The following is a 20,383-nucleotide window of genomic DNA, read 5'->3' on the forward strand; positions in this document are numbered from 1 at the left end:
CGGGGCCGGGGACAGGCGACGGCGGCGGGTGCCGCAGGGCTGTCTCCGAGACTCTCGGCGGCTTCACGGGGACCAGGGAGGCGGTGAGCTGGCGCCAGCGGACGCGCCCGCGCTCCCCTGGGTCAGTCCCGCCCCCACGGGGACGCTCCGGCTGCCCAGGCGCGGCGCAGGTCCGGGTAGAGCTCTTCCTGGTCCACCGGCAAGGTTGACTTCACGTGTCGAGTCCACTCGTCCGTGATCACCTCTGTCACGTTGTTCTCGACGGCGTCGAGCGCCTGCGCGACGACGTCCTCGGGGGCGATCTTCGCTTCGGACACGTCAGCGGCCATGTCCGTGTCGATGAACCCCGCGTGCACGCCGACCACGTGCGTGCCCTGACCGTGTAGTTCCACCCGGGCCGCGTTGGTCAGCGCCCATTCGGCGGACTTCGACGCGCAGTAGGAGGCGTTGAACGGCACCGTGTACCAACTGACCACCGACAGCATGTTGACCAGTGCGCCGCCGCCGTTGCGGGCCAGCACCGGTGCGAAGGCACGGCACATCTCGAGGGTGCCGAAGTAGTTGACTTCCATCTCGGTACGGGCGGCCCCGGTGTCCGGTGCGGTGATCAGCGGGCCCAGCAGCATCGCGCCTGCGTTGTTGACCAGCAGGTCGACATCGCCACACCGTTGCTCGGCTGCCGCGACCGCAGCTCGGTCGGTGATGTCGAGATCGATCGGCTTGACCCGAGGGTCGGTGACCGAAACCATGCTCGCGTCCCGCGCGGCCGCGTACACGGTTGCCGCGCCGCGAGCGAGCAAGGCCTGGGTGAAACTGGCACCGAGACCACGATTGGCACCCGTGACGAGAGCGACTGCTCCTGAGATCCGCATGACATCAAAGGTGCGCCATCAACTCGAGATCCGTCCAATCCTGCTGCGATACCCAGTGGACATCACAGCAGGACCATCGGGAGTCGTCCGAGCAGGCATCGCACAGCACAGCGGCCTCTAACCAACTTGGCTGGTCATCCCTGAGCTTGACGTTTGACGTTGCTGGTCACTCGACCAGCTGAGATCTCCGGGATTTGGGCGCACGTGACGCGGCCGTTCTTCACGCTTCGAGATGTCGAGTCACGAAGCACGGAGGAACGGCCGCTGCCGATGAGTCTCCCGGCCGGGGTGCCTGTAGGTGGGGCATTGGACCAAGATCGCGATGGATGCCGCTGCCCGTGGGCGTGGCATCGGTCGGGCACTCACCGCCGGCTTGATCGCTGACGCCGGGCGGGCGGGAATCGAGGTCCTTACCCTGGACGCCCGTGGCGACAACAGCAATGCCCTGCACCTCTACCGGTCGCTGGGCTTCAGCGAATACGGCCGTCTGCCCGACTGAGGCCCGTTCGGGTACACGCGAAAGCTGTACCCGAGCTGCACGGTGATCAACATACATGTTGGTTCATGGCTGAGTACCAGAACGTCCGCACTGGCCGGCACCGCGCTTTCGTCCTGCACGCGCATCTGGTTTTCGTGACGAAGTACCGTCACAAGGTGTTCGCCGACCGGCACCTGACCCGACTCGAAGAGATCATACGCAGCGCCTACGCTGACTTCGAGGTGGAGTTGGTCGAGTTCAACGGTGAGAACAACCACGTCCACCCGCTGGTGAACTTCCCACCGAAGGTCGCCCCATCCAAGCTGGTCAACAGCCTCAAAGGCGTCAGCTCACGCCGGATGCGCCAGGAGTACCCCGAGCTGGTCAAGCACTACTGGCACGCACAGCGCCTCTGGTCCGGTTCGTACTTCACCGGATCGGTCGGCGGCGCACCACTGTCGATGGTCCGGCAGTACATCGAGCAGCAGAACCGCCCGGCCTGATGGTCTGCGGTGGGCACCGTCCACAGCGCGGGACGGTACCCACCGCACAGGGCAGAGCAGAGCTCAGAATCGCATCACCACCGGGCTGAAGCCCGGTGCACTGCGATTAGGGTGTGTTGCGAAAGTAGATCTTGAGTTGCGATGATCACGGTGTGGCGCGAGGGGATCTGACAGATCGGCAGTGGGCTCGGCTGGAGCCGTTGCTGCCGGTGGGGAAGAAGTCGGGAAGGCCGCGGACGTGGACGCGTCGGCAGCTGATCGACGGGATACGGTGGCGGACCCGGGTGGGTACGCCGTGGCGGGACATCCCTGAGCGCTACGGCCCGTGGGACCGGATCTACGACCTGTTCCGCCGATGGCAGCGCGACGGCACTTGGAAGCAGATCATGGAGCAACTGCAGGTCCAGGCCGACGCGCAGGGTCTTATCACCTGGGATGTGAGCGTGGACTCGACCGTCTGCCGCGCCCACCAGCACGCCGCCGGCGCGCGTAAAAAAGGGCTCTGCAGCGCGAGCCGCCCGGCGGAATCGACACCGAGCCCGACGACCACGGGCTCGGACGGTCCCGCGGTGGCCTGACCACGAAGATCCACCTTGCGACCGAGCAGGGGCAGAAGCCGCTGTCACTGCTGATCACAGCCGGCCACCGGCACGACAGCCCGCAGTTCCAGCCCGTCCTCGAACGCATCCGCGTCCCCCGCACAGGTCCCGGACGTCCGCGCACCAAACCGGCCAAGGTCCGCGCCGACAAAGCCTACGGCTCCCGTGCGAACCGCTCCTACCTGCGCAGACGCAGGATCGAGTGCACCATCCCGGAGAAGGCCGACCAGGTTCGCAACCGCAAGAAGCTCGGCCCTCGGGGCGGTCGGCCGCCGAAGTTCGACAAGGAGGACTACAAGGAGCGCCACGCGGTGGAGTGCGGGATCAATCGGCTGAAACGGTACCGCGCGGTGGCCACGAGATACGACAAGTTGGCTGTGCGCTACGAGGCCACCGTGCTGGTCGCAGCCATCAACGAGTGGCTGTGACCAGCACTTTCGCAACACACCCTAGTCCGGTAGCCCGTCCCACTGGCAACAACAACCATGGCCCGCACCCATGCCGCCCGGGGAGTATCCGGGCCGCGAGCCGGCAGGTGCGCCGATCCGGAATCCCGGCCGCCTGAAGTGCCAGGCGCCGTCGGCGCTGGTCCACTACGACACCGCCGGCGGCCTGACCTGGACCAGCGTCTACACCGTCAACGCCGCCGACAACCACCTCAACGAGACCTACCTGTCCGGCATCGGCGCCAACTGGATCTCGCAGGACCTCTCCGCGAAGTACGGCACGCCGCCGGTGTGACGGGCACCGCCCACGGCTCCGGGCCGCCCCCGCGCACCGCGAGGGCGGCCCGCACCCTGCCGGGCACCCAGGACGCGCGCTTCGCGCAGACGCAGAACAGGTGGCCCGCCGCCGTCCCGGCCTGGGTGAGCCGGGACGGCGGCGTCGGTGCGGGGCGGGTCGGCCGGTGACGGTCTCGGCGTGCCGTGCGAGGAGCCGTGCGCCGCTACAGGGTCTTGAGGGAGGCCACCGCGAACTGGTGGACCATGTCGAGCGTGAGTTGCCGGACCACTCGCATCCGCGCGTCGTTGGAGGACACCGCGTCGGTCAGGGCGGCCTCGCCGGTCACCGGGGCGATCCGATCCAGCACGATGCTGGTGGGCGCGGGGTCCGGGCGACCCGCGAAGAATGAACTACGGCACAGCGACTGACACCGCGATGACGAACAACCAGTGGCACTCGCATGCGGACCATCACACGAGAGATCAACTACTTTCTCGCTGCAGCTACAGCGTCAAAGGTAGGTAGCCTCTCTATCAAAGGCAGCATGGCTTCACAGCTCCGCCTGGACTTCGCTTGCAGCTCGCTGTCCTGATGCTACGGCACCCTCCATGTACTGAGCCCATTCCGTGGAGGTCTCGGTGCCGGCCCAGTGGACTCGTCCTACTGGTGTACGGAGAGCATCTCTGTACTCGGTCCATGTCCCTGTGGCCGGCATTCCGCAGTAGCATCCCCTCGACCACTCCTCATTCGCCCACACGACCTGGTAGTAGTACTTGGGGTGGGCTGCTCGCGGTCCGAAGTAATTGACCAGCGTGCGGAGGATCTCCGCCTTGACGGCAGCTTCGGGCCGGTCCGCCCATTCGCGCGCCGGGTTGCCCTCGAAAAAGGCAACCAGGATGCCCGGGCCTCCGCCAGGTGGCGAGTTGTCGTACGTCACATTGACCGGACTCTGGGTCAGGATCTGCCCGTTCAGTCCCTGTTCCCGCCAGAAGGGGGTCCGGTAGACAGCATGGGCCTTGATGGTGGAGCCCATGGCCAGGTGTTGGGTGTACTGATCACGGCTGGCCGGCAGGATCGGATGGTAGTCGATGCGGGCCGCCATCGGCGGGGCCATTGCGACGATCACCCGGGACCCCTCGTACCGGCGGTCATCGGTGGTGACGACGACCTTGCGACCGGTTTGGTCGATGCGCCTGACGGGGGAACGGAGCTTGACGGCGTCACCCAGCCCGGCGGCGATCGCGTCGGGGATCTGTTGTACGCCCCCGTCGAAGCGCCAGGCCAGCGAACTCTCTTCGAGGGTCTCGAATCCTCCAGCTGCCGCTACGTAGAAGAGGAAATGCAGGAATGAGAAGTCGGCGGGCTCGACCGAGAAGTAGGCCTTCACGGCAGTGGTGAACAGGAACCGTGCGCCAGCGCTCTTCATATTGGCGTTCATCCACGTCGCAACTGTCTGGGAGTCCCATCCGGCAGCGTTCGGAGCGTTCCACGGAGCCGCGGGCGGCACCGTTTCGGCAAGTCCGGAGAACTTGTCCACGGCGAGAGCGAACTCTGCCAGATCTTCCGGCGGGATCGGGACCTTCAACAACTCTTCCAGGGCCAGACCGCTGAACTCTACGCGGTTGCCCTGATACTCCAGGATGCTCTTGCCGGTTTGGTAGGTCGGGAACGTCTCCACGTCGAACTCCCTGGCAAGGGCAAGGATGCGCGTCTGCGCCGGGCCGATCCACTGCGCCCCGTTGTCCACCCACCCACCACCCGGGACCCGCTGGGTGAACGCCCGCCCCCCGACTCGTTCGCGCGCTTCGAGCACGATGACGGATTTGCCCGCTCCCACAAGTTGGTGCGCGGCCGCCATTCCTGAGTACCCGCCACCCACGATGATCACGTCAGCTGAACCAGCCGACCACCCACTGGCTGGCGTGGCAGACGACCAGGCGGCCAACGGCGAGCCGACCGCAACACCGGCCGCACCGATGAAGCCACGACGAGAGATACGCATTCCGCCATCCTTCTGCCTGTCGGGGCGAAGCCGGAGAGGCCCCGGGACAACCAAGCTAGCTAGCCGCCCATCACAGAGGCCGCCCACACGACACTCCTACGCCAACATCACCCAATCGAGCGTGGGCCCCGTTCAGACCGTCGCCACCGGGTGAGAAGTTGCAGTTCAGAGAGCTGCTCGAACGTCATCTACGTGGCGGAGAACCGCATCACGATGACGCCACGCCGACCACCACCGCGCCTGGGCACAGCTGCCGCTGGAGACCGCGTTCGAGGGCGAGCGGCTCGGCCGGTGGGTGCGATCCCGGCGGGCTGCCTGGCCGGGCGGGCAGACGGGCGAGTCAGCGGTAGGCCGGGGGCCCGGCGACGCCTGCGCCAACGCGGCCGCTGACGACCTGCGTCAGTTGCCGTCCAGTGCCTCCACCAGCTGCGGCAGGTTGCCGCCGGCTACGGCAAGGGCCAGATGGTCGTGGTAGTCCCGACTGCTGACGATCAGGCCGTCGCGGACACGCAGCACCTGGATGTTGGCGGCCGTGTAGGTCCGCCCGGTCGCCCGGTGACGCACCTGGTGGTTCCACTCGTTGATGATCACCTCCGGGTCGTCGGTCTCCCGGATCACCACGTTCACCGGGGTCAGCTCCACGGGGACGCTCGTGGCGAGTTCCATGAACCGCTCCCTGATCACGGACCGCCCCTCGAACCGGCGCGGTCCGACCGGCGCGAACACGATCTCCACCACGGCGTCCTCGGCGTAGAGGTCCGCGAGCTCCGCGAACCGCCCCCCACCGATACCGTCGAGCAGCTTCGTGAAGACCTCACGAGGTGACAGCGTTTCGGACATGATCAACCCCCAGCGGGATCCGTCGCTAGAATCGGACTAGCGAATCCGCTTTCGACGATACGGACTAGCTACTCCGTTTGTCCAGTGTGGCTTCGCCACCGACAGGAAAGGGTGGGAGCGATGAGCGGCACCCAGGAACGCCCGCTGCGGGCGGACGCGGCCCGCAACCGGGCCAGGCTGCTGGACACCGCCACGCAGGTGTTCGCCACCCGCGGCGTCGGCGTGCCGACCGAGGAGATCGCCCGGGCCGCCGGGGTCGGGGTCGGCACGCTGTTCCGGCACTTCCCGACCAAGGAGGCACTGCTCGAAGCCGTGATGGTGCGCAAGCTCGAGACGATCGCCACCCTGGCCGCGCAGTTGCCCGGCGAGTCCGCGCCCGCCGAGGCGTTCTTCGACTGTTTCCGCCTGGTGGTCGAGCAGTCCGCGGGCAAGAACGAGTTCGCCCAGGCACTCGCCGCCGCCGGCGTCGACGCGCACGCGACCCTGCGAGACGCCAGCGCGGCGATCCGGGCACAGCTCACCGAACTCCTGGCCGGAGCGCAGCGCGCCGGGGCGGTCCGCCCGGAGCTGGGCCCGCCGGAGCTCGTCGCCCTGCTGATCGGTGCGACCACGACGATGGAGCACCTCGGGGACGACGCGGCCGCCCGGGAACGGATCTTCGCGGTGCTCTTCGACGGGCTGCGGCCACGCTGACCGCCCCCTCACGCGCGCTCGCCTCCTAGACCGTGGTGAACCTTGGCCCGATCGAGCGAGTTGGTCTCGCTTCGCGGGTCGCACTCCCATCGCACCACTGCCCGAGCACTCGCCCGCGCCACGACGCCTGCGCCGCTTCCCAAAGACAGGCCGTCAGCTCGGGAGCCGGCCTCCACGGAGTGGTCGGAGACCCCGACGCACGCCATGCGAACCTCCCCACCAGCAGGCCGCTTTTGTCCTTTCTCCGGGCAAACGTCGACGAGCTTGGGAGGACGCCCCCACGGATGACCAACCCGGCCCCTGCTGCCGACTACTCGATCGCTATCCAGACCCGGCGAACCGGGTCCTGGCGGCAGACGAAAACTCCCGCAGCGCCCGAGCACAGGTGACACGCGGGCGGTGCGGGCGGATGCCTCGCGCTTCTCACGTCACTCGGGAGGTCCTGTCCGCCTGTGTGCTGTCCCAGGTCACTGTCACGGTGTGCGTGACTCGGAAGGCTGAGGTGACGTTGGGGTCGTTCCTTGTGGCCAGGAGAACGCCGGCCGGGTGGTTCGGCAGGGTGGCGAAGCCGAGACCGCGAAGATAGGTGTCCGAGGCACTGGTGGAGGGGGCGCTGGTGTAGTTGGTGGCGGGGATGTACCAGGCATCACCCGTGATGCTGTAGGTCCCCCTGGTGCTGTTCGGTGCGGTGGTCGAGTCGCCGGGGATGATGGAACACAAGGTGAACTCGTCCGTGCCGTGCACGACCCCTCCGTCGCTGCGGACGATCCAGGCCTCCCAGTACTGGACTTCCGTGGCGTGGGGAAGGGAGCGGGGATCTCTGACGTAGCCGTCGATCTGAGCGTTGTTCAGGGCGACCCAGATGCCGGCGTTGTACCGCTCCACAGTGAATTGCCGGGTCACATGCTGAATGATGACGCCTCCGCCGTTCACGGGGTTGTCGACCTGCCACCGGCGCCTGCGCACGAAATAGCCGCAGTCACCCTCTCTCCCCGGGCCGTCCGGATGTGCCCGGAGCACGGGGGTCCGTGCGGTCCCTGCAACGGCGGCGTTCCCGGCAGCCTGCAAACGTGCCCGGAGTCGTCCGGCATAGGCAGGCGCCGCCGCGTTGGAGTTGCTCGGTGATCCCGACGGGCTGGACACTTTTTACCTCTCCTGTCTGCTATTCGTCGGTCAGCTCGGCTGCCATGGTCGCGATGATCTCTTCTATGTCCTCTTTGGTGAGATTCTTCTTGAGGCTCGGATCGTCGTCGAGAATGGCTGCGGCGACCGAACGCATCTCGGTCTTCAGCGATTCGCGGTCCTGGCCGCGGGGTTCTGGCGGGGCTTCCTCGGCCCGGCGTGCCAGGGCCTGGTCACGATTGAGCCATGTTCCGCTGCAGCCGCTGGCTTCATCGCCCGGGGTGAGGGCGTCGGCGAACTCGTGTCCGCCGCCGGGGGCGGCACGGTAGAACATGCCCCACTCGTCGTCCCACGCAAATGCGGGGTCGTCCACGGAGGCCCCCGCGCCCGGTGCACCGCCCTGGGCCGTGAAGGCGTCGGCCCAGGTCTGGTCCTGCCAGGTTGCGGTGGCCACGTCGTACCACTGGTGAGCGCCGTCTTTGCGGTCGTAGCGGTAGTCGAGGCCGTAGTCGTCATGCCGGGCCGGTTCGGCGTAGCGGCGTTGTTCGTAGGTCGCCCACTCCTGGCTGTCGGGAGTCGCGGCGTACAGGTACTCCTGGGTGTCGTCGTCGAAGCGGTAGTACTCGGTGCCCGGGGTTCCATCACAGTTCGGGTTGTAGAGCCCCGGGTCAGTCCCATCGCTCCCGATGGAGTCAGCCGCCTCGAGCGGGTCCCGCACTTCCCATCCAAGGACGATGGGCAGGAACCAGTCGACGAGAATGCCGGGGTCGGCTTCCAGGGAGGTGAGCTCGACGAATTGGTACTCACTGCCGGAGTCGTCGGCGAATCGAGCCCGCAGGACATCTCGGTAGGCATCGACCCGATCGCTTCGCTCGGGCCACCCCCGCTCTCCATCGAACGCCACCACGGCAAGCTTCTCTGCCAGCACTTCGGCGGCCGCATTCACGGACTGCGCGGGGCCGCCAACGGCGAGCCATTCCTGCAGTCTCTGGACGTTCTCGCTCTCGACGGCCATGCGTGATGAGCTCCCCTCGCACCTCTGACCCGGCATCAGACTAGAGGCGATCCCCGGTGCTGGCGTGCGTCAAGTAGCAGCCCGTCGCGCAGATCGAGTCACGCCTAGTGCTGCGACGATGAGGGTCGAAAGGCCGGCCCCTGCCCGGGCGCTTGCCGTGGACGGCACCGAGGATGCCCAGGTCGCGCGTCAGCCGCTCGACGGTGCTGCGTCCCGCCGCGGCGCCTGACGCCTCGACCGACGCCCGTTGCCTGCCGCCGCAGGCGGGTGAGCGGGCACCACCCGGGCCAGTGCGGGCAGGTGGACGGACCGGTGCGGGCGTGCGAGCCGGAACCCCGTTGCCGCGTCGAACACATGACCGATAGTCTCCGTGCTGGCTGGATCTTCACCATTTGCGCCCAGCACGGGCAAGAGTCAGCCGCAGACTTCTGCGCCAGCCCATCGGGCGGCGGTATTCCTCGGGGAGGAACCCAACATGAGGGAGCGCATGCGCGCCCCGCGCCGCCTCGGCGGCCTGAACCGAAGGCTCGCGGCGGCGGCCGCGGTCGCCATGCTGGTGGCCGGGCCATGCGCCGCACCGGCGTTCGCGGAGGCCAAACCCGCCGCGTCGGGTACCGGCGTCGCCGGCGACGTGGACGGCGACGGCTCGCCGGACCTGGTGAACGCGCAGGGCAACAACCTGGTCGTGCTGCCGCCCCATGGCGCGCCGTACACCGCGTCCACCGCCGGGCAGAGCCCTGAGGGGCGTAGCTGGGCGCAGTACCAGGTCAGCGACCGGGGCAGTCTGACCGGCACGAAGACCGACGGCCTGTATGTCTTCAGTCCCGTCACGCACACCCTGTACGCGTACCCGAACGATGCCGACTCCGGTGGTACGCCCGGTCGCTTCACGCACCCGGACAAGGCCGTCAAGGTCACCAAGCCGGCCGGCTGCGCCACTGGTGCCGACTGCGCCGGCTACGACCCGACCTGGAACTCCACCACCCAGGTGCTGGCCACCAACGGCGTGGACAACGGCGACGGTCTGCCGGACGTCGTCACGGTGGAGAACGGCAGGCTCTGGTACTACCCGGGCAAGGCCGGCTCGCTGCTCGGCGACCCTGTTCCGTTGGGCACCGGCGACTGGTCCGCGACCACGCTGATGGCCCCTGGCTCGGTGGCCGGCACGCCCACCCTGTGGGCCCGCGAGCCCGTCACGGGCGCGATCGCCAGCTACCCGCTGGCATTCAACGCCGACGGCACCGCCGTCAAGCAGCTCGCCGCCCCGGTCGTGAACGCACTGCAGAGCGCTGCCAAGTCCGACAGTGGTGAAAAGCTCTGCCTGACGGTCTACCTCGGCTCGCTGGCCGACGCATCCTGCGGGTCGTCGCCCGAGCAGTTCCTGCTCGGCTCCGACGGCGGCGTGCACGCCGGCGGCCTGTGCATGGCTGCGCCTGGTGCCGCCCTCGTCCAGCTGTCAGGCTGCGACGGCGGGGTCTCGCAGAGGTGGACCGCCGGTCCGGGCGGCGCGCTGGCCACCTCGACGGGGCAGTGCCTGACGGCCGATGACGCCACGCCAGACGACGCGTACACGCTCTCCCTGAGCACCTGCACCGGTGCCGCGGACCAGCGCTGGGGCATCGTCGACCCGAATTCGGCGACCCCGGGACCGCTGCCGGCCACCACGGCCGTGCTGCCCGTCGGTACCAACACCTCCGGCAACAACAACGGCTACACCTTGGCCGGTTACGCGTCGCCGGGGGACCTCTACGGCGACGGCTACCCCGAGTTGGTCGTTCCGACCGGCTACGGGGGAAGCGCGTTCGAGGAGTACCCGGGCGCCGCACCGGTGAACGGGCTCGCCCAGTTCGCGGCTCCGGTCGCGCTCGGCAACCTGGCCTCCCCGTCCGCCTCGGCGGACGGAGGCTGGATCTTCAGCGGCACCGTGCTGTACTCGGCCTGTGCGCGCTTCGAGCTGTTGCCCGACGGCGACGCGGTGCTGACCAGGTTGAAGACCGGTCAGGTGATCTGGTCGAGTGGCACCTCAGGCCATCCCGGCAGCCGGATCCTGGTGGACTCCACCGGTGCCCTCGAGGTCCACGACAGCGGCAACAACGTGATCTGGTCCACCGGGACCAGCGAGTCGAACAACCCGAGGGTCACGCTCACCGTCCAGGACAACTGCAACCTGGTGCTGGGCGACGCCGAAGGCAACCCGATCTGGTCCTCCCGCACCTACGACCCGGCGTACGACACCACCGGGCACGCGCTGACCGCAGGCACCGTGCTGCACGGCGGTGACATGGTGGCCGCCGCCGACGGCCGCACCACGCTGACCCTGCGTACCGACGGAGACCTGGTGCTGGCCGACCAGGAGGCCGGCCACGTGCTGTGGACCTCCGGCACCGCCGGCCACCCGGGGGCCACCGCTGCCATGCAGGTCGACGGCAACTTCGTCCTCTCCGACGCCAGCGGCACTCCGCTCTGGGCCAGCGGCACCTGGCAGCAGCCCGGCGCACGGACGGTCGTGCAGCAGGACGGCAACCTGGTCGCGTACAACGCCGATGGCAAGGCCCTGTGGTCCACCGGCACCTACTACGGCGGTGTCGACGCCTGGGGCACCTCGGTCGCCTCCGGTACCACCCTGCAGCCCGGCGACACGGTGAATTCCACGGCCGCCCGGCTGGTCATGCAGACCGACGGCAACCTGGTCCTCTACTCCAAGGCCACCGGCAACGTCCGCTGGAGCACCGGCACCTGGGGCCACCCCGGGGCCACCGCGACCATGCAACCCGACGGCAACGTGGTGCTCTACGACGCCAACCACAACGCCCTGTGGGGCGCGAGCACGTGGGGCCACCCGAACGCCCACCTGGTGGTGCAGAACGACCTCAACCTCGCTCTCTACGACACCCAGGGCCGGCCGCTCTGGGCCACCGGCACCGCCAACACCGACGCCCCGAAGCGCGGCACCGTGGTGCGCGCGGGCGGCGTGCTGCACTCCGGGGACTCGATCAGCAACGTCCCCGCTCCGATCCCCAGCCAGCTGACCATGCAGTCGGACGGCAACCTCGTGCTGTTCAGCACGCCCTGGAACCGCGTGGTCTGGGCCAGCGGCACCTGGGGCCGTCCCGGTGCCTGGGCCGACATGCAGACCGACGGCAACCTCGTCGTCCACGGCAGCGGCAACCAGGCGCTCTGGTCGACCGGTACCTGGGGCCACTCCGGCGCCTACCTGGTCCTGCAGCAGGACGGCAACCTGGTCGTGTACGACGCCGACGGTGTCGCGCTGTGGGCCAGCCACACCGACTACGACACCCTGCAGTCCGAGGGCATGGTGCCGCTCCTGCCCGGCCACTGACCAGTGACCACCCGGCGGGGGTGGCCTCCGGGCGACCGGATGCCCCCGCCGTCGTTCGCCGCAGTCCAGCCAACCGCGCGGCCTACCACGAGGATCCGGATCCGAATACACCCGCGCTGGTCCACCCAGACGTCCGGGGCCGGCCGAGGTCGTCAGTCATGGCGAAGACCACGGCGGCTGGCCCGGCCGACCACCCTTGCTCCCAGCCGCCCAGCTGGTTGGCCGCCCCGGGGCCCTCTGGACGCCGCCAACCCGCGGGTGACAGCCCCCAGAGCGCACCACTACGCCCACGCAGGATGACTGCTCTCAGTGGTCATGGCGATCGCAGTGGTCATGATGCCCGTCGTGCCCGTCGTGCCCGTCGTGCCCGTCGTGGCCGTGGTGCTCGTGGTGTTTGATCCAGGTGGTGTCGGTGGCCGTGTGGGTGGTGGTGTCACCACCTCCGGTGACGGTAGCGGCGTTGGTGACCCGTGCAGGGGCGGTACAGGAGACGTCGACCTTCAGGATCACGGGCGGGTAGCTGCGCCCGGCGGGCAGGACGTCACTGCGGGTACAGGTGAGGGTGAACCGGGAGCAGTGCCATCCCCTCCCAGTGATCCGGTCGGCCCAAAGACCTGCGGGGAGGGTGTCGTGGACGGTGACCGCGGTGCCATTGGTCGGACCGGCCGTGATCGCGTCTCCCACGGTGATGACGAAGACGCCGTCCTCGCCCTGGGTGAAGGTGTCCGCGTGGGTCTTGGCAATGGTCAGGGAGGGTTGGCCGGCCGGGATGATCGTGAATGTGAGACCGGTACTGCTGGTGCCGCCGGTGTCCCTGGGGCCGGTGGTGACGGTGCCGCCGGGGTCGGTGAGGCCGGTGGCGGTGGCGGTGTCCATCACCGGCACCGTGCTGTCGTTGACACCGGCAACGTGGGCGCGCTGGGCCGTGGCGGTCCGGACTGTGGTCGGGACGACTGCCAGGACGGCCAGGGCGGCCATCATGACCACTCCCGCCTTGCGGGCCCGCACCCACACCCAAGGCCACGATCGAAACATGCCGCCCATGCCTCCCGTGCCGCGGCTTGTTCCAGCCCGCTCTCTCCCGTGTCTGAACACCGACGTCTCCGCCTCGCGCAGGAGCGGCCCCGCCAGACCAGTGGGCGAAGGCGCCAAGCCGCATACCACTCATTGTGATCAGAATATGACTTTATGCTTCCGCGGGTGGACTCGCTGACACGACACGACAGTGATCGCGGAAAGACACGAGAGTCGACAAACTCCGACCTCTCCGCCGCCGCGGCCACCTGCACCGGCGTCACTTCATCGCATACCTGTACGCCTACGGCGTCAGGGCCGCGGCACCCGGGCTGGGAAGCCACCTGGGACCGCGCCGACCAAGCCGGCGTCCCCGCCCGACCTCCCCCACCCCCAACCCGTCCTCCACCTCGAACGCCAACGCCCCACCGAGATCATCAGAACCCTCGACACTCAGGGGGTCGGCCTCACCGCCCTCGTACGCGTCTACGACGGTCTCAACGCCCTCGATTGACACGTCCAGGTGCCCACCCCGAGGAGGCAGGCACCGCCGTTCGAGAAGGGTTGGGCCGATCACACGAGCCCGCAACCGTGGGCGGCGCGTGCACCAGTTGGCCGCCGGACGCTGCGGGGCTACCGGCAGCGGGGCCTGGGCGAGCCTGGCGGCCGCCGCCCAAGGGACGCGGCGGCGGCCGGGCGATGGTGCGGGTGGGAGCGTCAGTGAGCTCCTTCGGGGCAGACACCGATCGGGTGACGGCCGGGCGGTCGCTGTGAGGGCAGAACGAACGAGGTTCCCGGGCGGCTGAGCGAGATGTCTCACGTCTCAACCAACCATTCAGGGAGCCTTGTTGGCTATCTGTCCTGCCGCACTGGACCCGCCGCACGCGCTTGTTGAGTGGGTCACCATGCTCATCGTCACCCGGGAGCGTGACCGACCGTGCAAGCTCCGCCCCTCCCAGCGAGCCCCGGTCGCGCCGGTCTACCTGCACAAGCACGACACCCTCACCCAGATCGCCGCCAGCTTCCGCATCAGCGACGTCACCACCCACGCCCACGTCCACCGGGCCACCCACCTCCCCGCCCGCCACGCCCCCGCCTGACCCAGGCCCTCCGCAACACCAACCCGCAGTACGTGCTGGTCGACGGCACCCCCGCCGAGTGCGACCGCGTCGGCGACGGCCGCGCCGACTACTCCGGAAAGCACCGCCGCCACGGCGTGAACCACCAGGTCATCACCGGTCCGACAGGCAGGCTCGTTCGGCACACCGGGTTGGAACCGGCCGGTGATGCGCACGATGCAGTGGTCGCCATCCGGGTCCTCCAGGTGGATCAGGTCCATCGCGTCTGAATCGGTCACCGCCGGGCCTCACACTCCTGTGCTGGTCTGGCGTGCGTCCTCCCTCAGCGGCGTTCGAACGGGACCCGCGGCCCCGCATTCACGCCACGCAGTGCCCCGCCGAGGCGGTGCCACTGGGCCTATGAGCCAAGGATCCGCACGTTCCAGGGACGGGCGCCTCGCCCCCAGAACGTTCACTTGGCGCCCGGCTCAGACCGCGGTGCGGGTCACCGGGATCCACAGCTGCGCGTCGGACTGCGTCGGGTCGTCCTGCGACGGGCGGGTGCGCAGGATCTCCGGCCCCGGACGGTACTCGTACGGGTTGGACGGGATCCACTGGGCGGCCACGTCACCCCACATCTGCTGCAGCGCCTGCGGGAACGGCCCGGTGTTCTCGAACACGGCCCAGGTGCCCGCCGGGCAGTCCAGCACGTCGAGGTCCTCGGGCAAATCGGCGGCAGTACTCACCACGGCGTGGTAGTAGTCGAGTTCGCTGCCCTCCTCGAAGCCGTCCGACAGGCGCACGGTCGCCGACACCACGCCCTCCGGGTCCTGGTCCGAGAAGCCGACGATCCGCAGCATCGTCTCCGGCGAGATGCTCTGGATATGCTCGGCGATGTGCGGGTTGATGCCCTGGTAGATCAGCGGGACGCGGGCCCTCTTGCCGACGACCCGGAATGCTTCCTTCTCCACGATGCGGTACCGCATGGTGCTGTTCCCTTCGACGGTGAGGCGGAAGGACAGCCGGGGCTGCGAGTTCAGAGCCGCGCCGGTACGCCTGGCATCGCCGGGACCGACGCCGTGCACGGCACGGAACGCCCGGGCGAAGGCCTCCCCCGAGGTGTAGCCGTAGCGGATCGCGATCTCCAGCAAGGTCGGCTCCCCGGCCAGCACTGCGGCCGCCGCGACGGTGAGCCGCCGACGTCGGATGTACTCCGACAGCGGCATCCCCGCCAGTGACGAGAACAGCCGCCGGAAGTGGTACTCCGACGTAACCGTGATCCGAGCCAGCGTGGCCACCTCGATGTGCTGATCGAGGTGGCCCTCGATGTGCTCCATGGCCTGGTTCAGCCGATCCAGCAACCCCGGCCTCCTTCCCTTTCGATCACTGACGTTAGGAAGGACCAAGCCTGCCGCACCCGACATCCTGTGCCCGCTCCGGTCGGGTGCGGCAGGCCCACCGGTTCAGGACCTGCGGGCGAGCCGCCGATTGCGCGACATCTACCGACACGACCGTTGCTCACCACGCCTTGATTCCAACGCTTTCGCCACGACCAGCGCGCATCAACTCGTGGCGCCTACGTGATCTGCGGGGTGTTGAAGCGGCAGGGCGGCGTCGTTCAGGGGTTCTGTCCGGTTTGATCACGTGGTGCCGAGGGTGGCCAGCGGTCGGGTGGCGTCTCGACCGTGCTTGCGCGGGCCGGCGGCGATGTTGTCGCAGCCGGTCAGGCGGAGGGCGCGGATGGCCGGGTTGCGCAGTGTCGCCATCGCCCGTGGTGCGGTCCCGGTCCGCACGTGCGAGGTGTCCTCGGCGAAGGTGGTGTCGCGGACGCGGTGGATCTTGATCTCGATGCCCCAGTGCTCGCGCACGCGGTGCACGATCTGCACGGCCTGGGCGGAGTGGGGGAAGGCGAGGCCGCGGGCGACGGTGGCGGTCTTGATGCGGCGGATCTCGTCGCGACCGTGTGCGGTGGCGCGGGCCTTGCCCAGCAGCGGAACGTCCCGCCATGGCAACTGTTTCAGGTACTGGTGCAGCAGCGGCTGGTTCCCTTTGATCACGGCGATGTGGTGGGCCTTCTTCTCCTCCACCAGGAAGCGGGCGTGGGCGCTCTGGGAGTGCGGGGCATCGAAGGTGACCACGGCGTCGGCCAGCTCGCGCGGCCGCTCGTGGAGTACCTGCTGGGTGCGCCACTGCGGCAGCATCAGTGTGCCGGGGTAGGGCTCGGCCTCCGGGGCTCGTTCGTCTCGTCGTACATCCGGCTCGTGCGCTGCGGTTCGTCATCCTTCCAGAACAGGTTCGCCGGGTAGTGGCCGGCCGCCGCGCGGATCTCGGCCAGCACGCCGAAGTCGTCCAGCACCTCCAGGGTGCGTGGTTGGAGCCCCTTGCCGCGCGAGCCGGGGAACAGCGCGCCGCCCCGCTCGGCCAGGCGTGCGGCGACGCCACTTCGGGCCAGGTCGAGTGCGAGCGCGAGACCGGTGGGGCCGGCGCCGACGATCAGCACCTCGGTGTCGACCGACAGGTCGGTGTGAAGGGGCACGGAAGCTCCTTGACGTCGTTAAGCCAGCTGCCGCTCAGCCTGTACTTAACATCGTTAAGCTGTCAGTCGTGACCTCGCAACGAACCCCGAAACTCGACCAGCAGCTGGTCGCCGACACCGCACTGAAGCTCCTCAACGAGATCGGCCCGGGAGGCCTCACACTGCGCGCGATCGCCACCGAGCTGGACGCCAAGGCGCCCGCGCTCTACTGGCACTTACCGCCTCACGATGCGCACTCTGCGCGCCCAGCTGCTGTGCTACCGCGACGGCGCCCGCGTCCACAGCGGCGCCCGCTTCACGGACACGCCCTACGCGCCGAGCCTGGAGGCGGGCCTGCAGCCGCTCACCCGGGCCGGCTTCACCCTGGGCGCGGCCACCCGCGCCTGGTACACGGGCTGCACCCACACCATCGGCCACGTGGTGGAGGAGCAGGCCATGGGCCCCAGCCCCTTCGACGACACCGAGGAGTACGACCTGAACGCCCGCGCACAGCGCCTGGCCGCCTACCCACTCGCGGTGACCGCAGGCCGCGAGATGTTCCAGGACTTCGACCAAGGCTTCGAACAGGGCCTGGAAGCGGTCCTGGCCGGCGTCCAGGCGACCCTGCTCCCGCACTGACCACCCCACGGTCCATGCGACGTACGCCGACTCCGACCGGGCCGCGGTTGTTGGGTCGGCGTCGGTCAGCGCGTGGAGGCCGGCGCGGTCGAGGGCGTGTAGAGCGGTTCCGCGGCGGTATCGGCCAGGCGGCGGTGGCCGATGTCGGTGGTCTGGTGGGCCCGGTAGGTGGCCTCGCGGGCGCCGCCCCGGAGAATCGGTCAGGTGTGCAGGTATCCGTTGGTCCCGTCGTGACCGTCCGCTTCCAGCTCGTCGAACCAGAGACCGTCCTCGGCGAGGTAGCGGAAGCGAACGCGCGTCTCGGCCGGGATCGTGACACTCACCGACCGCATGCCGTCCTCGCGGGGAGCCAGCGGGTGGGCGCCGGGCGTCCAGTCGTTGAAGTCCCCGACGACGCTCACCTGCCCGTGCGGGTGATCGGCGGGCAGCAGGAAGGTGACCTCGGTGGCGTTCTTGCCTCGGGTGCGCTCCAACATGGCGTCGGCTCCTTCAAGGGACGAGTGGTTGCGTCCAGATCCTGGCGCCACGTCCGGTCGACTGGTGGCAGCCGCACGACGCCGGGCGTCGGCGGCCACCCGTTCAGCCCATGCGCCCACTCCCCGGCCAGGCGCTGCGCAGATGACGGCGTCGGCCGCAGCCCGCGAAGCTGAAAGGCCCTATCCGAGCGGACCTCGCGTAGTGCCGACACCGCACCGACAGGGCAAGCTGGCCCCTGATCCTCTCCCCCGACCGCCCGCTGACGAGAAGGCACCACCTTGGCAACCGACTACGACGCCCCGCGCAACACCGGCGACGACTCCAACGACGACAGCATCGAAGAACTGAAGAGCCGGCACGACGACAAAACGGGCTCCGCGGTCGACCTTGACACCGAAGCCGTCGAAGGCATCGAGCTCCCCGGCGCCGACCTGTCGGGCGAGGAACTCACCGTGCGGGTCGTACCACTCCAACAGGACGAGTTCACCTGTATGACCTGCTTCCTGGTCCACCACCGCGCCCAACTCGCCGGAGAGGACAAGAACGGGCAGCCCATCTGCCGCGACTGCGCCTCCACGGCCTGACAGAGGCACCAACCGGCCGGGCGCGGGGTCCGGGAGAGGCGGCCGCCGGGGTCGTCTTCTCCCGGCCTCGGCCCCGCGAGCCCGCGAGCGGGAAGCAGCCAGAAGCTGTGGTGGCGCTGTCCCGTCTCGCGTTTCTCACCGGCTGCCCGATCCCGGTCGTGGCCCGGATCAGCTGATCTTGCCGGGGTCGATCGGGTCGACACCGGCCTCGGCCGCGGCCAGACACAGCGCCGGGACGTGGACAGCCGCCCGGCCCTCGGCCGCGTCCACGACGAACCCGGACAACGCCGGATAGCCGGCTCCCAACGCGAGCAGGGCAGTGTGGTCCGGGACGGCTGGGACCACGCGGCCGCGCCCCGCTCCACGATCACGGCGCGCAGCCGGGCGGAGGCGGCCATCGCCTCCTCAGTGGCCTCAATGCCCATCTGCTCGCGCAGGTAGCGGCGGGCCTTCTCACCGCGGGCCCGCAGCTCCTCCTCGGTCGGCGTGTCCGCGGCGAGCTGCCCGGCCAGGTCACGCGTCGTCGTGCCGCGCTGACCGGCCAGGAGCCGCAACCGTTTCCTGGTCTCCTTGGAGACCTTGATGCTGGTGTCATCCGCCATACCCGCAGCTCCACCGCTGGTAGAGCTGCGGGCGTGGACTTCACTCACGACCAGCCACGTACCCGGACCACCTGGATCAGGCCTTGCCCCAGGTGCCGCTCTGCCAGACGGGCTTGCCGTCAGTGCGGTAGATCACGAAGTTGCCGTCGTCCTGGACCACGGCGGTGGCGCCCGGGTTGCCCGAGGTGTTGCTGCTGGTGCTGCCGGTGATGCCCCAGTCGGGTCCGTTGTCGGCCCAGACGAGTCGCAGGTTGCCGTCCGCGTTCATGGTCGCCACGGGGTTCTTGTGACCCGAGGTGCCGGTGTTCCAGAGCGGGGCGTTGTCGCTCTTGCGGTAGAGGACCAGGTTGCCGTCGCCCTGCAGGACCAGCCAGGTGGTGCGGGAGGCGCGCCAGTCACCGGGGCCCATGGCGGCCCCGGCCTGCAGGCGCGTCGGGTCCGTGTCGCCGGGGTTGGGCTGGCCGGTGGCGGTGTGCCAGATGACCAGCGCGGTGCCGCTCTTCTGATGGCTCATCACCTGGAAGTCGCCATTGGCGCCGAGGACCGCGCAGGAGCCGGGGTGGCCCCAGGTGCCGGTGTTCCAGATGGGGCGGTAGTCCATGTCGGGGCTGGTGTAGATGACCAGGTTGCCGTCCTGCTGCATCTGGGCTTCGGCGTTGATGTGGCCCCAGGTGCCGCTGTTCCAGATGGCGGGGCCGTTGTGGCCGTCGGCGTCGCGCAGGTACATCACGAGGTTGCCGTCGTCCTGCATGGTGAGGTTCTCGGTGCCGTTGGTCAGGCTCTTGCCCGGGTAGAGCGTCTGGCCTGGGGCCAGTCGGACGGCGTCCGTCCGGCCACCGGGCGGGGTGGCGCAGTCGACCGGGGCGGGGGTGGTCGTGCTGGTGGTGGCCGCGGAGGCGGCGGTGGGTGCCAGGACGGCGAGCAGGCAGCTGCCCACCGCGCCGGCGAGTGCCGTGCGAATCGATCCGCGCATGAGCGAATCCCCCCAGAGGTGTGTCGGATGGTGTGCGTCGTGCATGGAATTCCTACACCATCTGGCCGACTCACCGTCACACTGCCCTGCCCACCGCTTCTTTCGGTCGCCTGGGTGTCCTCAGCCGTCGGCCGCGTGTTCCTGGTCGGCGACGCAGCCCACACCGTGGCACCCCTGGGTGCGTTCGGCCTCAACACCGGCGTCGCCGACGCCCCCGCAGTCACCCCGACGGCGGCGCCCCCGTCACAGCGGTCCAGGTCACGGTCTGCCTCCTGAACGCGGGTCAGATCCGGTCGGCCGCGCGGGCCGCCGCCGGGGGGACGAAGGTTCAGTG

The 20,383-nt window shown here is 69.1% G+C and carries 21 protein-coding genes and 3 pseudogenes; 11 read left to right on the forward strand and 13 right to left on the reverse strand.

Annotation, left to right across the window (positions count from 1 at the left end; all coding sequences use genetic code 11):
• Positions 1–122: 122 nt before the first annotated feature.
• Positions 123–872, reverse strand: a complete 750-nt coding sequence (locus ACIGXM_RS31900) for an SDR family oxidoreductase (protein WP_396567063.1) — start codon at positions 870–872, stop codon at positions 123–125.
• 313 nt (positions 873–1,185) lie between these two features.
• On the opposite strand from ACIGXM_RS31900, the pseudogene ACIGXM_RS31905 reads away from it, so the two are divergent.
• From ACIGXM_RS31905 to ACIGXM_RS31925, 5 genes and pseudogenes are all read left to right on the forward strand, one after another.
• Positions 1,186–1,365, forward strand: a pseudogene (locus tag ACIGXM_RS31905) (GNAT family N-acetyltransferase); the annotation flags it as partial.
• 71 nt (positions 1,366–1,436) lie between these two features.
• Positions 1,437–1,853 carry an IS200/IS605 family transposase gene (tnpA, locus tag ACIGXM_RS31910; protein WP_396567065.1) on the forward strand — a complete coding sequence of 139 codons (417 nt, stop codon included), beginning with the start codon at positions 1,437–1,439 and terminating at the stop codon, positions 1,851–1,853.
• Positions 1,854–2,005: 152 nt separating this feature from the next.
• Positions 2,006–2,880 (forward strand): IS5 family transposase gene (locus ACIGXM_RS31915; protein WP_396567067.1). Its coding sequence is split into 2 segments (ribosomal slippage): positions 2,006–2,395 and positions 2,398–2,880, totalling 873 coding nucleotides; the frame shifts between segments, so codons are not numbered across the junction.
• Between the two features lie 70 nt (positions 2,881–2,950).
• Complete coding sequence (locus ACIGXM_RS31920; RefSeq protein WP_396567069.1) at positions 2,951–3,193, forward strand: hypothetical protein; 243 nt, start codon at positions 2,951–2,953, stop codon at positions 3,191–3,193.
• Positions 3,190–3,363: a hypothetical protein gene (locus ACIGXM_RS31925; RefSeq protein ID WP_396567071.1), complete on the forward strand. Its 174-nt coding sequence runs from the start codon at positions 3,190–3,192 to the stop codon at positions 3,361–3,363. The genes ACIGXM_RS31920 and ACIGXM_RS31925 overlap by 4 nt, the downstream gene beginning before the upstream one ends.
• A 35-nt stretch (positions 3,364–3,398) precedes the next feature.
• On the opposite strand, the gene ACIGXM_RS31930 is transcribed toward ACIGXM_RS31925, so the two are convergent.
• The 3 genes from ACIGXM_RS31930 to ACIGXM_RS31940 all read right to left on the reverse strand — a co-directional run bounded on the left by ACIGXM_RS31930 (position 3,399) and on the right by ACIGXM_RS31940 (position 6,017).
• A complete protein-coding gene (locus tag ACIGXM_RS31930; protein WP_396567073.1) occupies positions 3,399–3,542 on the reverse strand; it encodes a hypothetical protein in 144 nt (47 codons plus the stop codon).
• A 183-nt stretch (positions 3,543–3,725) separates the two neighbouring features.
• On the reverse strand, positions 3,726–5,177 hold the full coding sequence (locus tag ACIGXM_RS31935) for a flavin monoamine oxidase family protein (RefSeq protein ID WP_396567075.1): 1,452 nt from the start codon (positions 5,175–5,177) through the stop codon (positions 3,726–3,728).
• 399 nt (positions 5,178–5,576) lie between these two features.
• The gene (locus ACIGXM_RS31940; protein WP_396567077.1) at positions 5,577–6,017 is read right to left on the reverse strand and encodes a nuclear transport factor 2 family protein; all 441 of its coding nucleotides are present in this window, start codon (positions 6,015–6,017) and stop codon (positions 5,577–5,579) included.
• A 120-nt stretch (positions 6,018–6,137) separates the two neighbouring features.
• On the opposite strand from ACIGXM_RS31940, the gene ACIGXM_RS31945 reads away from it, so the two are divergent.
• The gene (locus tag ACIGXM_RS31945) at positions 6,138–6,710 is read left to right on the forward strand and encodes a TetR/AcrR family transcriptional regulator (protein ID WP_396567079.1); all 573 of its coding nucleotides are present in this window, start codon (positions 6,138–6,140) and stop codon (positions 6,708–6,710) included.
• A gap of 423 nt (positions 6,711–7,133) precedes the next feature.
• Here ACIGXM_RS31945 and ACIGXM_RS31950 read toward each other — a convergent pair whose 3' ends face one another.
• Together ACIGXM_RS31950 and ACIGXM_RS31955 are read right to left on the reverse strand one after the other, a co-directional pair.
• Entirely contained in the window at positions 7,134–7,613 is a 480-nt protein-coding gene (locus ACIGXM_RS31950; protein WP_396567081.1) for a hypothetical protein, read from the reverse strand.
• 259 nt (positions 7,614–7,872) lie between these two features.
• Positions 7,873–8,847, reverse strand: coding sequence for a hypothetical protein (locus ACIGXM_RS31955; protein WP_396567083.1), 975 nt, complete (start codon positions 8,845–8,847; stop codon positions 7,873–7,875).
• 475 nt (positions 8,848–9,322) lie between these two features.
• Here ACIGXM_RS31955 and ACIGXM_RS31960 point away from each other — a divergent pair, with 475 nt between their 5' ends.
• Complete coding sequence (locus ACIGXM_RS31960) at positions 9,323–12,187, forward strand: ricin-type beta-trefoil lectin domain protein (RefSeq protein WP_396567085.1); 2,865 nt, start codon at positions 9,323–9,325, stop codon at positions 12,185–12,187.
• A gap of 306 nt (positions 12,188–12,493) precedes the next feature.
• On the opposite strand, the gene ACIGXM_RS31965 is transcribed toward ACIGXM_RS31960, so the two are convergent.
• Positions 12,494–13,168 (reverse strand): hypothetical protein, encoded by a 675-nt coding sequence (locus ACIGXM_RS31965; protein WP_396567087.1) that lies wholly within the window; start codon positions 13,166–13,168, stop codon positions 12,494–12,496.
• A gap of 881 nt (positions 13,169–14,049) precedes the next feature.
• Between ACIGXM_RS31965 and ACIGXM_RS31970 the strand changes: the two are divergent.
• Positions 14,050–14,510, forward strand: a pseudogene (locus ACIGXM_RS31970) (IS5/IS1182 family transposase); the annotation flags it as partial.
• Positions 14,511–14,747: 237 nt separating this feature from the next.
• Here the strand turns inward: ACIGXM_RS31970 and ACIGXM_RS31975 are convergent.
• From ACIGXM_RS31975 to ACIGXM_RS31985, 3 genes are all read right to left on the reverse strand, one after another.
• Positions 14,748–15,620, reverse strand: a complete 873-nt coding sequence (locus ACIGXM_RS31975; protein WP_396567089.1) for a GyrI-like domain-containing protein — start codon at positions 15,618–15,620, stop codon at positions 14,748–14,750.
• 279 nt (positions 15,621–15,899) lie between these two features.
• Entirely contained in the window at positions 15,900–16,460 is a 561-nt protein-coding gene (locus ACIGXM_RS31980) for a transposase (RefSeq protein ID WP_396567091.1), read from the reverse strand.
• On the reverse strand, positions 16,460–16,795 hold the full coding sequence (locus ACIGXM_RS31985; RefSeq protein WP_396567093.1) for an FAD-dependent monooxygenase: 336 nt from the start codon (positions 16,793–16,795) through the stop codon (positions 16,460–16,462). The genes ACIGXM_RS31980 and ACIGXM_RS31985 overlap by 1 nt, the downstream gene beginning before the upstream one ends.
• 68 nt (positions 16,796–16,863) lie before the next feature.
• Here ACIGXM_RS31985 and ACIGXM_RS31990 point away from each other — a divergent pair.
• A pseudogene (locus ACIGXM_RS31990) lies at positions 16,864–17,413 on the forward strand (TetR/AcrR family transcriptional regulator C-terminal domain-containing protein).
• A gap of 200 nt (positions 17,414–17,613) precedes the next feature.
• Here ACIGXM_RS31990 and ACIGXM_RS31995 read toward each other — a convergent pair.
• Positions 17,614–17,889 (reverse strand): isoamylase early set domain-containing protein, encoded by a 276-nt coding sequence (locus ACIGXM_RS31995; RefSeq protein WP_396567095.1) that lies wholly within the window; start codon positions 17,887–17,889, stop codon positions 17,614–17,616.
• A gap of 279 nt (positions 17,890–18,168) precedes the next feature.
• Here ACIGXM_RS31995 and ACIGXM_RS32000 point away from each other — a divergent pair, with 279 nt between their 5' ends.
• Entirely contained in the window at positions 18,169–18,474 is a 306-nt protein-coding gene (locus ACIGXM_RS32000) for a DUF4193 domain-containing protein (protein WP_396567097.1), read from the forward strand.
• Positions 18,475–18,642: 168 nt separating this feature from the next.
• Here the strand turns inward: ACIGXM_RS32000 and ACIGXM_RS32005 are convergent, their stop codons facing one another.
• Both ACIGXM_RS32005 and ACIGXM_RS32010 read right to left on the reverse strand, forming a co-directional pair.
• Positions 18,643–18,819, reverse strand: a complete 177-nt coding sequence (locus ACIGXM_RS32005; RefSeq protein ID WP_396567099.1) for a hypothetical protein — start codon at positions 18,817–18,819, stop codon at positions 18,643–18,645.
• A gap of 333 nt (positions 18,820–19,152) precedes the next feature.
• Positions 19,153–20,049, reverse strand: a complete 897-nt coding sequence (locus ACIGXM_RS32010) for a hypothetical protein (protein ID WP_396567101.1) — start codon at positions 20,047–20,049, stop codon at positions 19,153–19,155.
• 27 nt (positions 20,050–20,076) lie between these two features.
• Here ACIGXM_RS32010 and ACIGXM_RS32015 point away from each other — a divergent pair, with 27 nt between their 5' ends.
• Positions 20,077–20,325, forward strand: coding sequence for an FAD-dependent monooxygenase (locus tag ACIGXM_RS32015; RefSeq protein ID WP_396567103.1), 249 nt, complete (start codon positions 20,077–20,079; stop codon positions 20,323–20,325).
• Positions 20,326–20,383 lie beyond the last annotated feature (58 nt).

Origin of the sequence: Kitasatospora sp. NPDC052896, from assembly GCF_044547075.1 — a bacterium.
Classification (GTDB): domain Bacteria; phylum Actinomycetota; class Actinomycetes; order Streptomycetales; family Streptomycetaceae; genus Kitasatospora.